This window comes from Neofamilia massiliensis, assembly GCF_001299475.1.
Classification (GTDB): Bacteria; Bacillota; Clostridia; order Tissierellales; family Peptoniphilaceae; genus Neofamilia; species Neofamilia massiliensis.
Genome location: NZ_CYUJ01000002.1, coordinates 1 through 14549 on the forward strand (window position 1 = coordinate 1; position 14549 = coordinate 14549).

Here is a 14549-nt window from a genome sequence, read left to right on the forward strand (position 1 = left end):
TAGCAAGGTAAAGTGGTGATAAAAGAAAAAGGGAAAGACCTGTATCCATACCGAAAACAGAAGTTGAAGCCTTTTAACGCTGAAAGTACTAGTTTGGAGACGAACTGGGAGGATAGGAAGTTGCCAGTAAAGGCTTTTAAGAAAGACTTAAAAGCCTACATAATTCTTAGGTAGCTCAACGGTGGAGCAACCGGCTGTTAACCGGTAGGTTGTGGGTTCGAGTCCCACCCTGAGAGCCATAAAAGAGGCCGGGGTGGCGGAACTGGCAGACGCACAGGACTTAAAATCCTGCGGTGGTAAAACATCGTGCCGGTTCGATTCCGGCCCTCGGCACCAAATCGCGGGATGGAGCAGTTTGGAAGCTCGTCGGGCTCATAACCCGGAGGTCGTAGGTTCAAATCCTACTCCCGCATCCATTTAAATCAGAAGATCCTCAGGCGTAAGTCTGGGAATTTATTTGATATAGGAGTAAATTTGGTTTTACCTAATAACTAGTTGGAGTTAGAACTTTGACTATTAGACTAAAAAGACTATGAGACCAAAATAAACTAATTAATAATAAATATGGCGGTGTAGCTCAGTTGGCTAGAGCATGCGGTTCATACCCGCAGTGTCAGCAGTTCAAATCTGTTCACCGCTACCATAAAGGCCCCATGGTCAAGCGGTTAAGACACCACCCTTTCACGGTGGTATCTCGGGTTCGAATCCCGATGGGGTCACCAAGAGGGGAGTATAGCTCAGTTGGGAGAGCGCCTGCCTTACAAGCAGGATGTCATAGGTTCGAGTCCTATTACTCCCACCATAAGATTTATTAATGGCCTGGTAGTTCAGCTGGTTAGAATGCTAGCCTGTCACGCTAGAGGTCGAGGGTTCGAGTCCCTTCCAGGTCGCCAATTTTATTAAACAAAATAATAATGGTATCGAACGAAGTTCGATTATAAAAACAGAATATATTACTTAAACAAAAATAATTTCAATTAACTACATAAGCTGGTGTAGCTCAATTGGTAGAGCAACTGACTTGTAATCAGTAGGTTGGGGGTTCAAGTCCTCTCACCAGCTCCAAAGATGCGGAAATGGCTCAGTGGTAGAGCATCGCCTTGCCAAGGCGAGGGTCGCGAGTTCGAATCTCGTTTTCCGCTCCAAATAAAGAAAAAGACTTAAAGTATTTTAAGTCTTTTTTCTTTTTAAAAAGCCTCACTTATGATATAATATCTTTACAAAATCTTAATATGTGTACCTTTAGCTCAGCTGGATAGAGCGTTTGGCTACGGACCAAAAAGTCGGGGGTTCGAATCCTCTAAGGTACGCCACTAATAGACCATTCATTTGGTCTATTTTTTTATCTAATCTTTACATAAAACAAATGGTCCTTAAAAATAAAGTGTTATACTAGTTTTGTCAGAAAAAATAAAAAATTTTAGGAGGAAAAAAATTGAACAAAAAACTTATTTCATTTTTGCTAGCTTTTATAATTTTATTTACTAGCTTACAACCAGTTATGGCCTTAAGCTCAGACAATTATAAAATAAAATGGCTAGTAGACAATAATTACGTAGAAGGAAGAGGAGAAGAGGGCTTAGAATTAGATAAAGCCATTACCAGGGCAGAAATAACAAAAATGCTAGTAGTAATGGAAGGTCAAAGAGCAAAAGCAAAAGACTTAGAAAAAACTCCATCTAATTTTACAGATGTAAAAATAGACCACTGGGCTAACGGCTATATAAACCTTGCCTATGACAAGGGCTATATTAAAGGCTATGAAGACCAAAGCTTTAGACCAGAAAACCAAATTACTTACGAAGAAATAATAACCATTTTAGCCAGACTACACCCAAAATTCAAGGAAAGTTTTAGCCTAGGAGATGACTGGTCAAAAGACTTTATTAACTTTGCAAGAGAAAATGGAATTTTAAGAGACATAGATCTGGAAGGGGCCTATAAGGAAATTGCTATAAGACAAAAGGCCTTTGAATTAATATACAACCTTTATCACAGTATAGACCAAGAAAACAAAATAGTTGTTGAAAATAAAAAACCAGCAAAGTCTACAGATAATAGCTGGTGGGATTGGGGCTTATTTTTAATTCCACCAATTAAAGAAGAAGAGACAAGACCAGTAGAGTCAACAACTTATTATGAAGTTAGATTTTATACAGACGGGAACCTTTATGCAAGAAGATCTGTAAAAGAAGGAGACCAAGTAAATAAGCCGTCAAATCCATCTAAAACAGGATATAGTTTTATAGGATGGATAGATGACCAAGGTAGAGCCTTTGATTTTTCTACTAAAATATATAGGGATCAAAAGCTTTATGGCCAATTTATAGAAGATAAAATTGAAGAACCAAGTGAACCAAGAAATATTTCAATAGACCCAATAGGTCCAAGGACCTTTGAAGATGGATCTGAAGTTACCATCCCTCTATTTGTAAGAGATAAAAACGGCTTAAAAGTAAAGGCAGAACTAGAAGTAGAAGGCCAGCCACAAGGCCTAAACCTAGAAGGCGAAGCCTTAAGAGGAACCCTAGCTCCACTAACTTGGGAAGAAGGCGAAAGTGAAAGAGTCTTCAATATAAAAGTTACAGCAACTTATGAAGGAGCTGAAACTAGTGAAGAATTTACCCTTACAATTACAAGAGCAGAAGAAAGCGAACCTCAAGTCACAAAACTAAAGTTTCAACTTGACTCATATGAGCTTCCGCTAGTAGATTCAAAAACAGCCATAGTATTTGTAGAGCCAACAGATATAGAAGTTACCTTTGAGTTAGAAAATAAAGAATTAGCAAAATTAGAAGAAATAACAAGTGGCAATATTGGACGAAGGATTCTGCCACTAAAATCAGGAACAACAAAACTAGTAGCCAAGGCGGGAGATAAGATTTCTGAAGCAACTATAATAATAAATCCAGTGAGAGTACACTTTCAAGCAAATGGTGGTGTTTTTGCAGATGGAAGTGACAAGTTAATAGTAAATTCAGACTTTGAAAAAATAAATGCACCAGAAGAGCCAACAAGAGAAGGATATAAATTTGCAGGCTGGTATTTAGATGATAAATTCCAAAAAGAATTTGATCTAAATGTAAGTAAGGATATGCAATTTTACAAAGATGCAAAAAAGGCCTTTACCTATGTCTATGCAAAATGGGAAGAAGCTAAGAATGATAAAATTACTGGAAAAGTTAGTTTCTTTGTAAAAAATGAAAACCCTGATGAAAAATTAGTAAGTTCAATAAAACTAGTTGCTACAGCGGACAATAAGGAATATATATTTACAGAAAACCCTTATAACGAGCACTCTAAAAATAACCCTTTCACCTATAAGAAAGAAGGAGATAATGCTCTTCAATCAGGTCAGTATAACTTAATAATTGAGGGATTAAAAGAAAACGACAAAGTCAGTTTTAAAAATGTATCTAACAACAATAAGTCAACAATAGAAATTAATCCAAATCCAGGAAAAGGGTCTGACCAATTTTTAGTGACAATTAACTTTGATCAAAAAGGAGACAGAATTACTAGATTTATTGAAATTGAAAGAGCAGAAGATCCAGTAGAAGAAGGCCTAGTAAGTGGAAAGTATGTTTTAGTAGATGAAAAAGGCCAAGTGCCAGGAACTTTAGAAGGAACTTGGGTTACTAGGTCAACTGCAGATCCAGACCCAAGTACAATGACTTCATCTATTATGACCCTAGAAATAAGTGGAGACCAAGTAAAAATAAAGGACTCAAAGGGAAATTATTTGGCTCCAAAGGGCGGAAATAAAAATGGAATTAAGGCTGGAGACTACAGCTGGAAACTTGTAAAAAATGAAGATGACACAATTTCCTTCCTTGGCCAAGGCGCTGACACTGTAGTATTTGCCAATAATACAGGAGACAATGGCAGTGGTTATAGGGCCTACAAGACTAGTACAGTAAATAACTATCCTGATACCTATCCAAGCAAATTTAATTTATATAAAATAGGTGGAGCTTCAGGCGAGGAAGATCCAAAACCAGATCCAGAAGAAGAAAATCCAAGTGAACCAACTACTAGCGTAGACCCACTAATAGATGAAAACTTAGACTTAAGCATAAATCCAGCTGATGTAAAATTTGAAAATGGCAAGCTAACAATTTATAATCAAGAAGAAGGAATGAACTTGGCTGTAGAGCTACCAACAGGAAAGATCTTAACAAAAAATGTTCCTTCCCATGGAAGATGGTCACCACTTCAAGGAACCTTCCCAATTTATCCAGGAGACAAAATAAAAGTCTTTAGATATGAAGGAAATGTTAGAGGTCCAGAAGTTGAAATTACTGTAGAAGGTCAAGGAGATAAGAGACCAGCAGACCAAGTTTTAAGATATGGCAGACAACACTTCGCCTTTATACCAACAGCTAGGGACACAAGAATAGCCTACAGTACAGAGCCTTTCTTTACAGTAGAACTAGAAAAACCAGATGGAAGCTTTATAAATGTAGTTGCAACCACTCTAGGTCAAGCAAATTTTGACGGCCTAGTCCTAAAGGCAGGAGACACTTATAAGGTAAGGATTTTTGATAGAAATGGAAAACTAGTAGACCTAGCTGATTCAAATTTATTTATAGATCCTAGCAAAAATCAAAGTTCAATTAGAGTTTATAAATAATTAAATACAAGAAAAAGATGGATTAGAGAAAGTTCTAGTCCATTTTTTTATAAAAGACTTATAAAATCCTTTCAGAAAAATTTTATAAAAATTTTGTAAAAAAATCACTTTTTTTAAAATAATGGTTAAAAGTAACAACTTTGTGATATAATTATTTTAATGAAAGCTGTTGCTTAGAAAATCATTTTAGGAGGGAGCATATGAAAAAAAGAGTTTTTGTTTATCTTTTAGCTATTTTAATGGTACTTACTGTTTTTAACGGCTTTGCTTATGCTGAAGAAGTTAATGAAGAAGAAGTTCCAGTAGTTGAAGATAACAGTGAAGAAGTAGAAGGCCTTGAGCTTTCTGATGAAAACATTGAAGATGCTGTTGAAGCTAGATATTATTATGGGAGAGAATTTTCTAATATTTCTGTTAGCAGATATTATGTAAGTGGTTATACTGATCCAAACGCAACAGTAAATCTTTACTGTTCAGCTGGAAATTATATAGCTTCTGCTCAAGCTGATAGTGATGGATATTTCTCTATCTATTATCCTAATGATCTTTATTATAATTACTATGATCTTGAAGGTGCATATTTAACTTCAACAAATGGAACTAGCAGGTCTATATATTCATCAGACCTTGACTGGGATTATTGGGATGGTAGATACTATGATTGGTATGACTGGAGATACAGAGATTCTGATTATGGTTACTACGATTCTTATGGCAACTGGCACTACTATGACTGGTATTTAAATGATAGATATGGATGCTGGAAGGATGGATCTTGGTGCTGGTATGACAGGTACAATAATCCAGACTTTGGTTATTGGGAAAATGGCAAATGGTACTACTATGACTGGTATTACAATAGCGACTATGGTTACTGGAAAGACGGAACTTGGTATTGGTATAACTGGTACAATGATGATGACTACGGCTACTGGAGAGATGGCAGATGGTATTGGTACGACAGATACATCTACAATCCAGTTGCAAGTGAAGCCGCTGGCGGAACAGACTATGTAAGAGGCTACGGAGCTGGACCTTATGGGGATGTAATTGTACGTGACTATAATGACAACTTCCTTGGTTCAACTACTGCAAACTCTGATGGAACTTTCTTTGTAGAAACAAACAGGTCCCTTGTTCCTGGCGAAACTTTAAAAGTAACAACATCTTATAGAAATAGACTTAACGACTATACAACTATAACCGTTTCAGGTTCTTCTAGAACATTTACAAACAATAATTACACAAATGTATTTACAATAGGTTCAAAAACTTATACAAGTGTAGTTAATGGCGTAAAAGAAACTAAGACTATGGATGTTTCGCCTTATACTGAAAATGGAAAGACCATGCTCCCACTAAGGTACATTGCAGATTCACTAGGCTATGAAGTAACCTATGACAATAATACTAAAAATGCTGTATTTATCAAAGGTTCATCAGCTATAGTAATAAATCTTTATTCTAAAGACTTTACAGTTGATGGAAAAACCTATAGCCTATCAACTGAACCTAAGACAGTAAACGGAAGAATTATGCTTCCTGTTTCTGAAATAGCTAAGGCCCTAGAACTTGATTCTGGAAATCTTGGATCAGGCAAGGCAATAGAATGGGATAATTTAAACAAACAAGTTATAATTTCTACAAGAAGATAAATTTAGACAAAAAAATATCCTTAAGGCATTTAAGTCCTTGAGGATATTTTTTTGCTTTTATTCACCAGTTCTATCAAAAATTTCTGCACCGTCAGAAATAAGTAAGATTACTGTTGTGTTGTCACTTGGATCTAAAATCTGAAGTTCGATTCCAGGCTCTAAAAATTCTGTCAAACTTAAAGAACTTTCTTTTAATTTGTACTTAAAGTTTTCCCAAAACTGATTAAAGTCTTCCTTAACTTCTTCGCTTTCTCTGTCTAAAACAAGGTTTTTATAGTCTTCCTTTAAGCTAAAAGAATAGGCCTTATTGTCTTTGTCAAGAGAAACTACTGCATAGGTTTCGTAGTCTTTTTGAAGTTTTTCTTCTTCATCAAGTAAGCGCTTGTTAAGGTCATCTTCTTGGCTTTGGTTTAGGCCAGGGCCACTTTCAAGAGCAGGATCTGCTACATTTCCAACAACTTGGTTTTCGCCGACAGTTTGGTTCTCGATTTGGACATTTGAGCCAGTTTCTGTTTCTTTATCGTTAGTTTTCTTCTTGCTGCACCTAGTAATAATTATTGTGACAAGCAAAACTAAGATTAAAAGGGCTATTAGTCTTCTCATCATATAAACTCTTTTCATTTCAGCTCTGGATCTTCTTTTGTTAGGCATAGTGATGACCTCCTTATTAAAATTTATTATACCATAGATTAGGGAAAATTTGGCCTTCCAAAAAAACATTTCAGTATTTATTCAAATAAATTTCTAAAAAGATAAAAGTTTAAAAAAATCGTTTTCATAAATCTAGAAAATATGTTATACTTAAAGCAGTATTAATTTTTAAATAAGAAATGAAAGGTGGAAGTAATATGAAAGTTTATACAACTGACAAAATTAGAAACGTCGCTTTAGTTGGCCATAGTGGATGTGGTAAAACCAACCTAACAGAAGCTATGCTTTATCAAACTGGAGCAACTAAGAGAATGGGAAATGTCAGTTCAAAAAACACTATGTCTGACTTCTCTAAAGAAGAGATTCAAAGACAATCATCTATAGGAACATCAGTTATACCAATAGAATGGAGAGACAAAAAATTAAATATTATCGACGCTCCAGGCTATTTAGACTTTGTTGGAGAAGTGTATGCATCTTTAAGAGCAGCTGAATCTGCAATTTTAGTAATAGATGCAACTAGCGGAGTTGAAGTAGGTACTGAACTTGTTTGGAAGTACTGTGAAGAAATCGGCCTACCAAGAATGATCTTCGTCAACAAAATAGATGGTGAAAACGTAAACTTTAGAAAGCTAATGGAATCAATTGAAGAAAACTTCGGTAAGAAAGTTGTTCCATTTGCTACACCAATTGGCGAAGGCGAAAGTTTTGAAGGTGTTACAGATATTATTTTCCAAAAGGGCTACAAGTACGAAAACGGATCTCCTGTAGAAATCGAATTAAATCACGACCAATTAAAGGCTACTGAAAGAATTTATGAAGAAATTACAGAAATCATAGCTGAATCTGACGAAGACCTATTAAATAAATTCTTTGAAGGAGAAACCTTTACTAGAGAAGAAATCCTAAGAGGTGTAACTCTTGCAGTAACCCAAGGTGATGCTGTTCCTCTAATAGTTGGATCAGGAGAAAAAGCTATAGGAATTGATATCTTATTAAATATGATTTCTAACTTCCTACCAGCCCCTAACCATCCAGAAGCCCACTTAGGCTTTAGGGTAGAATCAGGAGAAGCTAGAAAAGTTGACGCAAACGAAGCATTTTCAGCAGTTGTCTTTAAGACTATAACTGACCCATTTGTTGGCAAGATTTCAATTTTTAAAGTAACTTCTGGAAAAATTACTAAGGACACAGAATTTTATAACTCAAGCAAGGACGCAGTAGAAAAAATGGGCGGACTTTTTGTCCTTAGAGGTAAAGAACAACTTCCAGTTGACGAAATCCTAGCAGGAGATATTGGAGCAACAACAAAACTTGTAAAGACCCAAACTGGAGATACAATTTCTGACAAGAATAACAAGATTGTCTACAAGAGATTAAAATACCCACAAGCAAATCTCTTCTATGCAATTGAACCAGTCTCTAAGGGAGACGAAGAAAAAATTTCATCTTCACTTACAAAACTTCAAGAAGAAGACCCATCTTTTGTTATAAACAGAAATTCAGAAACCAAACAGCTTACAATTGGTGGTCAAGGATCAGTTCAACTTCAAGTTATTCTTGACAAACTTAAAAATAACTTTGGCGTAGAAGTAAAAGTTGTGCCATTTATAGTTCCATACAGGGAAACAATTACTAAGACTGTAGAAGTTCAAGGTAAGCACAAGAAACAATCTGGTGGAGCAGGCCAATACGGCGATGTTTGGATTAGATTTGAACCAGCAACAGAAGAATTTATCTTTGACGAAGAAGTGTTTGGTGGATCAGTTCCTAAAAACTACTTCCCAGCAGTTGAAAAAGGTCTAGAAGAAGCTAAAGAACACGGAATCCTAGCAGGCTTCCCAGTTGTAAACTTTAAGGCAGTTTTATACGATGGATCCTACCACGATGTAGACTCAAACGAAATGTCCTTTAAACTAGCATCTCACCTTGCCTTTAAAAACGGTATGGAACAAGCAAACCCAGTTTTACTTGAACCAATAATGAAGGTTGAAATTTCTATTCCTGATTCATATCTTGGAGATGTAATGGGAGATATAAACAAGAGAAGAGGAAGAATCCTAGGCATGGACCAACAAGCTGATGGATCTCAACTAATTTTTGCTGAAGCACCACAAGCAGAAATGTTTGAATACTCAATTGACCTAAGGGCTATGACCCAAGGTAGAGGAAACTTCTCTATGGAATTTGCTAGATATGAACAAGTTCCACACGAAGTTCAAGATGATATAATAGCAGAAGCAAAAAAAGAAGCATAGTATAAAAATAACCCTGGAAGGAAAAATCTTTTCAGGGTTTATTTTTTATAAGTTTAAATTATTTATAAAATTTGATACAATAGAATCCAGTGTAAAAAGATTGGAGAATTTAAAATGAAAAAATACAAGGACTTTATTTATTCAATTATGGCAGGCACCTTTATTGCCCTAGGAGGAGTTGTCTTTTTAATGATAGATAATAAATACCTAGGATCATTAATGTTTGCCGTTGGACTTTTTGGAGTTTGTACTCTAGGTTATAACCTCTTTACAGGCAAAGTCGGCTATTTCTTTTATAATGAGAAAAAGTCTTATACAAAATTTCTACTAAAGGTCCTTATAGGAAACGCCCTTGGAGCAATACTAATAGCCTTCCTTTTATCCTTAAGTAGAAATGGAGAATTTTTACAAGAAAAGGCCCTGACTTTAGTAAATACAAAATTAAACGACACTTATTTAAGTTTATTTGTCCTAGGAATAATGTGTAACATCTTCGTCGTCTTTGGAGTAGAAGAATACAAGACAAACCCCCACGACCTTGGAAAATATTTAGGCATAATTTTTGCAGTAATGGTCTTTATCCTAGCAGGCTTTGAACACTCTGTTGCAGATATTTTTTATTTCGCCATGGCAGGAGTTTGGACCCTAGATGGATTTTTGAGAATTTTAGTTATAGTTTTAGGAAATGCAGTTGGCGGCCTTTTAGTCCCAAGTGTAAGATTATTAGAAAGAGAATAGAAAGAATCAAACTTATCAGCTAAAAATCAACACAAGACCAAAAAAAACCAGAGACATTAAAATCTCTGGTTTTATTTTTATTTACATGCACTTCCTTCCTTGTAGCTGTGACATGTCCCTGCTGATGGGCAGGATCCACAGCCGCAAGGGCTTACGCCTTTTTTCTTATTTTTTCTAATTTTCAAATATGCCAAAATGGCAACTAGGACAACTAGTCCAATTACTATATAATCTCCCATTTTTCACCTCTACTTTTTATACTTTGACGGTTTAAAAATCAGATACAGGTAAATAACTAAAATTACTCCAGCTACTCCTGTCCAAAAATTTGGTGCTTGGCCGTCTATTAGAACTCTAGCAAACTGATAAATCATTAGGCTCATAGTATAGGAAAATACTAAAATGTAGCCTAGGGCAAAGCGAGTCCATTTTCTATCATTCATTTCTTGTCTAATTGCTCCAACTGCAGCAAAACATGGAATTGTCAATTGGTTAAAAAACATAAAGGCAAGCATTGAAGCTGTTGTGAAATAGTCTTTTACAAAGTCAGTAAGAGCGCCAGTGTTAGTTTCAATATCTCCAAGCTTTGCTATAATTCCAAAGGTTGAAACTACAACTTCCTTGGCGACAAGGCCTAAAATTGTAGCGACTGCAGCCAGCCAATCTCCAAAACCAAGAGGGCTAAAGAACCACTGAATTTTTTTGCCAACAAAGGCTAAAATTGAGTCAGTTTCAGATGACCCAAAGGGCTCGAATTTAAAGTTTATTGTAATATTAGTAGTTAGCCAAACAAAAATTGAGGCTAAAAGTATTATTGTTCCAGCATTAAAGACAAAGGCCTTGACCCTGGTCCAAGTTGATCTAAAGACATTATAGGCTGAAGGCAGGTGATATTCTGGTAGCTCCATTATAAAAGGTGCTTCATCTCCTTGAAATCTTTCAGTCTTTTTTAAAATCAGGCCAGTAATAATTACTGCAACAATTCCGCCGAAATACCAAACAGGTCCAAACCACCAGGCTCCGCCCCAAATTGCTGCAAACATGGCGATAATATCTGTTTTAGCTCCACATGGCATCATTGATGCAACTGTTATAGTCATCCTTCTATCGGCGTCATTTTCTATAGTTCTAGTTGCCATAATTCCAGGAACTGAACAACCTGTTCCAACTAAAATTGGAATAAAGGATTTACCTGACAGACCAAATTTTCTAAAAACTCTATCTAGGATAAAGGCAATTCTAGACATATAGCCAATATCTTCAAGGATTGCAATAAAGATAAATAATGAAGCAATAACTGGTAGGAAACCTAAAACTCCAGCAACACCAGCAAAAACTCCATCCATAACTAGGGAGTGAACCATTTCAGAAGTCCCAAGATTAGTTAGAAGTTCATCTAATTTTCCGCCAATAATTTCTCCAAAGAGGACGTCATTAGTCCAGTCAGTTACATCTCCACCGACAACAGAAATTGCCAGATAATAAACTAGGGTCATAACTACTAAGAAAATTGGAATTGAAAATATTTTACTGGTAACTATCTTGTCTACTTTGTCAGAAAAAGTTAGGCCCTGGCGGCCTTTTTTTACAGACGAAGATGTAAGCCTAGTTACAAAATCATACCTGCCATCTGTTATAATTCCTTCAACGTCGTCATCGAAAAATTTTTCAGCATCAGCCCTAAGCTTGTCAATTTTAGATTTCTGTTCAGGACTTAGCTTTAATTCTTCAATTACTTGTTTGTCATTTTCAAAAACTTTTACAGCCTTCCACCTTCTGGCCCTGTCTTCGTTAAGACTTGGAATTAGGTCTTCAACTTTTTGTATATAGGTTTCAAGATCTTTAGGGAAGGATTTGATTTCTGGGAAAATCTTGTTTTCTAAGGCAGCATTTTTAGAAATTTCTACTAGCAGGTCTATGTTTTCGTTTTTTAAGGCAGAAACTTCTACAACCTTACAATTTAATTCTTTTTCAATTTTTTCTATGTCAATGTAGTCTTTGTTTTTCCTAACTAAGTCCATCATGTTAAGGGCAATAATTAGGGGAATCCCAAGTTCTGACAACTGGGTAGATAAGTACAAATTTCTTTCGATATTAGATCCGTCAACGACATTTATAATTGCATCAGGCTTGTCGTGGACTAAAAAATCTCTGGCCACAACTTCTTCTAAGGTATAAGGAGACAGGGAATAAATTCCAGGAAGGTCTGTTAGAACAACCTCGCCATCTTTTTTACATCTTCCTTCTTTCTTTTCAACTGTAACTCCAGGCCAGTTTCCAACGTATTGGTGGCTGCCTGTTAGGGCGTTGAAAAGTGTAGTTTTGCCAGAGTTTGGATTTCCAGCTAAGGCAATATTAATTGTCATTGGGCCTTCACCTCTTCGACTTCAATATTCATAGCATCAGCTCTACGCATACTAAGTTCGTAGTTTCTAACATTTATTTGAATTGGGTCGCCAAAGGGAGCAGACTTTCTTACAAAAACTTCAACTCTCTTTGTTAGGCCCATGTCCATAATCCTTCTCTTCAAAGGACCAGAACCGTGAATCTTTACGATTCTATAGGTTTTTCCAACCTTGCCATCTTTTAATGTATTCATAAAAGCTCCTTTATTTAAAATATATTTGATAAATATCGACCAAAATTTTAGCCAAATACTAAATGATTATCTCTATCAATTATTTTAAATTATACAGTAGGTAAGGAAGGATTTCAATAATTATTATCAAAAACTTTGTGAAATTTTTGTAAAGACTTCCTTACCAACAAAAATGTCTTGTAATAGGAACTTAATTAAAAATCCATCAGCCTCTGCTATAATAAAAACAGGTGATACTATGAAAAAGAAAATTTTAATTTTACTAATGATTTTGATGAGTCTAATGCCGACAAAAACTTTTGCCAAGGGGGAGGTCCAAGGACTAAAAAGTCCCCAAGACCTTTATATAAACAAGCAAAGGACAGATTTAAAAGGCTACAACATTAAGGACCATAACTACTACAGGCTAAGAGACCTGGCAAGTCTATTAAAAATCCACGACCTAAACTTTTCTCTTTGGGGAGATGATAAGAGAATAATTATAAGCTTAGACGAAACTTATGAAGACGCTAAAAACCAAGGAATAATTTTAAAGGAAGACAAGGCTCAGGCCCTAGAAAAGGAAATGACCTTAAAGTTAATTAAAAACGGCAAGGCAGAAAACTACCAGGTCAAGGCCTATAACATTGACGGCTACAATTACTTTAAGCTTAGGGACATAGGAAAATATCTAAACTACGATGTAGACTATGACGAGAAAAATAACTTGGCCATGATCTTTACAAATGTAATTACAGTAAAGGTTCCATCTAACAAGAAGATTGTCTTAGGAAATGAAAGATTATTAGAAGAATATTCTCATCTCATTGACGGAAAAAACCTAGGCCTAATTACCAACCAAACAGGCCTAGATTCAAAAAACGTAAGAACAGTAGACAAACTCTATAACTATGACAAGGCCAAACTTCTTGCGATTTATTCTCCAGAACACGGCCTTGATGGCAAGCACCAAGCAGGCAAGTATGTAGAATCTTATATAGATGAAGACTTAAATCTGCCAGTTTATTCTCTTTATGGAAAAACTAGAAAACCAAGTCCAGAAATGCTAGCAGGCATTGACGTACTTATCTTCGACATTCAAGACATTGGATCTAGGACCTACACCTATATTTCAACTTTAAACTATGCTATGAAGGCAGCCAAAGAAGCAGGCATCCCTCTTTTAGTCTTAGACAGACCAAACCCTGTCGGTGGACAAATTGTAGAAGGCTTTGTCCTAAAAGAAGACTATGAGACCTTTGTAGGAGTAGACGAACTGCCAATGGCCCATGGAATGACAGTTGGAGAACTGGCAAAATTTTTTAACAGAAAGATTTCTGCCGATATTAAAGTTATTGAAATGCAAGGCTACAAGAGGTCAATGATCTGGAAGGATACAGGTCTTCCTTTTGCCCAAACTAGTCCAAACATTCCAAATTTAGAATCTGCCTTTAACTATATGGCAGCAGGAATTGGTGACGGAACTGGCCTAGGCCAAGGAGACAAGTTTACTTGGGTTGGAGCCAAGGGCTTAGACTCAAATGACTTTGCTAGGATTTTAAATTCTTATGACCTTCCAGGAATTAGATTTGTTGGAGAAGATAAAAAGGACAAGGGTGGAGTTAGATTAGTAATTACTGATTACTACACTTATAATCCACAAAAAACTGGAACTTATATTCTAGCAACAGCCAATCTTCTTGGAGCTATAAATATTCCAGAAGAAGTAAATGGCAAGGTCCCAATGTTTGAAAAAATCCACGGAGGAAAAATGATGGGTCAGGCCCTAAAAGACAAACTAAGGCCTCAAGAAATAGTAGACCTTTATCAAAAGGACCTAAGAGACTTTATGGTTGAAAGAGAAAAATATTTAATTTATAAATAAAATTCAAGGCAGGGGGGACCCTGTCTTTTTTTAATTCAACTTGCTAGTGACATAAGTCTTAAAAAAACTTTTTATATTAAAGGAAAAAAATTCTACTGAAAAAGTTTTTATTATATTTAAAATTCTTTAAGACTTTTTACTAGAACTTTAT

General features: G+C 35.7%; 9 protein-coding genes, 10 tRNA genes and 1 rRNA gene. 16 read left to right on the forward strand and 4 right to left on the reverse strand.

The genetic code is table 11. From position 1 onward, the window contains the following. Nucleotides 1-11: 11 nt before the first annotated feature. The 13 genes from rrf to BN2667_RS00070 all read left to right on the forward strand — a co-directional run bounded on the left by rrf (nucleotide 12) and on the right by BN2667_RS00070 (nucleotide 6288). A 5S ribosomal RNA gene (gene rrf / locus BN2667_RS00010) occupies nucleotides 12-129 on the forward strand. Between the two features lie 35 nt (nucleotides 130-164). Next, nucleotides 165-239 (forward strand) — tRNA-Asn (locus BN2667_RS00015). A gap of 8 nt (nucleotides 240-247) precedes the next feature. Then, nucleotides 248-336, forward strand: a tRNA-Leu gene (locus BN2667_RS00020). A gap of 3 nt (nucleotides 337-339) precedes the next feature. Then, nucleotides 340-416 (forward strand) — tRNA-Met (locus BN2667_RS00025). 150 nt (nucleotides 417-566) lie between these two features. Next, nucleotides 567-643 (forward strand) — tRNA-Met (locus tag BN2667_RS00030). 4 nt (nucleotides 644-647) lie between these two features. Continuing rightward, a tRNA-Glu gene (locus BN2667_RS00035) sits at nucleotides 648-722 on the forward strand. 4 nt (nucleotides 723-726) lie between these two features. Further along, nucleotides 727-802: transfer RNA gene (locus BN2667_RS00040), tRNA-Val, on the forward strand. A 14-nt stretch (nucleotides 803-816) separates the two neighbouring features. Beyond that, nucleotides 817-893 (forward strand) — tRNA-Asp (locus BN2667_RS00045). Between the two features lie 96 nt (nucleotides 894-989). Further along, nucleotides 990-1065 (forward strand) — tRNA-Thr (locus tag BN2667_RS00050). 5 nt (nucleotides 1066-1070) lie between these two features. After that, a tRNA-Gly gene (locus BN2667_RS00055) sits at nucleotides 1071-1145 on the forward strand. Between the two features lie 91 nt (nucleotides 1146-1236). After that, nucleotides 1237-1313: transfer RNA gene (locus tag BN2667_RS00060), tRNA-Arg, on the forward strand. 122 nt (nucleotides 1314-1435) lie between these two features. Beyond that, a complete protein-coding gene (locus BN2667_RS00065; protein ID WP_054251319.1) occupies nucleotides 1436-4633 on the forward strand; it encodes an InlB B-repeat-containing protein in 3198 nt (1065 codons plus the stop codon). A 200-nt stretch (nucleotides 4634-4833) separates the two neighbouring features. Next, nucleotides 4834-6288, forward strand: coding sequence for a stalk domain-containing protein (locus BN2667_RS00070; protein ID WP_054251320.1), 1455 nt, complete (start codon nucleotides 4834-4836; stop codon nucleotides 6286-6288). 57 nt (nucleotides 6289-6345) lie between these two features. On the opposite strand, the gene BN2667_RS00075 is transcribed toward BN2667_RS00070, so the two are convergent. Next, nucleotides 6346-6939, reverse strand: a complete 594-nt coding sequence (locus BN2667_RS00075) for a hypothetical protein (RefSeq protein ID WP_054251321.1) — start codon at nucleotides 6937-6939, stop codon at nucleotides 6346-6348. 197 nt (nucleotides 6940-7136) lie between these two features. Here BN2667_RS00075 and fusA point away from each other — a divergent pair, with 197 nt between their 5' ends. Together fusA and BN2667_RS00085 are read left to right on the forward strand one after the other, a co-directional pair. Beyond that, on the forward strand, nucleotides 7137-9197 hold the full coding sequence (fusA, locus tag BN2667_RS00080) for an elongation factor G (protein WP_054251322.1): 2061 nt from the start codon (nucleotides 7137-7139) through the stop codon (nucleotides 9195-9197). 114 nt (nucleotides 9198-9311) lie between these two features. Then, complete coding sequence (locus BN2667_RS00085) at nucleotides 9312-9935, forward strand: formate/nitrite transporter family protein (protein ID WP_054251323.1); 624 nt, start codon at nucleotides 9312-9314, stop codon at nucleotides 9933-9935. Nucleotides 9936-10012: 77 nt separating this feature from the next. Here BN2667_RS00085 and BN2667_RS09060 read toward each other — a convergent pair whose 3' ends face one another. From BN2667_RS09060 to BN2667_RS00095, 3 genes are read right to left on the reverse strand one after another with little or no spacing between them, the layout of a single operon-like run. Next, nucleotides 10013-10174: a FeoB-associated Cys-rich membrane protein gene (locus BN2667_RS09060; protein WP_082380129.1), complete on the reverse strand. Its 162-nt coding sequence runs from the start codon at nucleotides 10172-10174 to the stop codon at nucleotides 10013-10015. Nucleotides 10175-10183: 9 nt separating this feature from the next. After that, nucleotides 10184-12301 (reverse strand): ferrous iron transport protein B, encoded by a 2118-nt coding sequence (gene feoB, locus BN2667_RS00090; protein ID WP_054251324.1) that lies wholly within the window; start codon nucleotides 12299-12301, stop codon nucleotides 10184-10186. Beyond that, nucleotides 12298-12534 carry a FeoA family protein gene (locus tag BN2667_RS00095; RefSeq protein WP_054251325.1) on the reverse strand — a complete coding sequence of 79 codons (237 nt, stop codon included), beginning with the start codon at nucleotides 12532-12534 and terminating at the stop codon, nucleotides 12298-12300. Before BN2667_RS00095 ends, feoB begins: the two co-directional genes overlap by 4 nt. 238 nt (nucleotides 12535-12772) lie before the next feature. Between BN2667_RS00095 and BN2667_RS00100 the strand changes: the two genes are divergently transcribed. Next, nucleotides 12773-14398, forward strand: coding sequence for an exo-beta-N-acetylmuramidase NamZ domain-containing protein (locus BN2667_RS00100; RefSeq protein ID WP_054251326.1), 1626 nt, complete (start codon nucleotides 12773-12775; stop codon nucleotides 14396-14398). Nucleotides 14399-14549: the final 151 nt, after the last annotated feature.

Bases quoted from the DNA above. Each gene is read 5' to 3' on its own strand.
- BN2667_RS00070 (WP_054251320.1), top strand. From the start codon at position 4,834: ATGAAAAAAAGAGTTTTTGTTTATCTTTTAGCTATTTTAATGGTACTT.
- BN2667_RS00075 (WP_054251321.1), bottom strand. From the start codon at position 6,939: ATGCCTAACAAAAGAAGATCCAGAGCTGAAATGAAAAGAGTTTATATG.
- fusA (WP_054251322.1), top strand. From the start codon at position 7,137: ATGAAAGTTTATACAACTGACAAAATTAGAAACGTCGCTTTAGTTGGC.
- BN2667_RS00085 (WP_054251323.1), top strand. From the start codon at position 9,312: ATGAAAAAATACAAGGACTTTATTTATTCAATTATGGCAGGCACCTTT.
- BN2667_RS09060 (WP_082380129.1), bottom strand. From the start codon at position 10,174: ATGGGAGATTATATAGTAATTGGACTAGTTGTCCTAGTTGCCATTTTG.
- feoB (WP_054251324.1), bottom strand. From the start codon at position 12,301: ATGACAATTAATATTGCCTTAGCTGGAAATCCAAACTCTGGCAAAACT.
- BN2667_RS00095 (WP_054251325.1), bottom strand. From the start codon at position 12,534: ATGAATACATTAAAAGATGGCAAGGTTGGAAAAACCTATAGAATCGTA.
- BN2667_RS00100 (WP_054251326.1), top strand. From the start codon at position 12,773: ATGAAAAAGAAAATTTTAATTTTACTAATGATTTTGATGAGTCTAATG.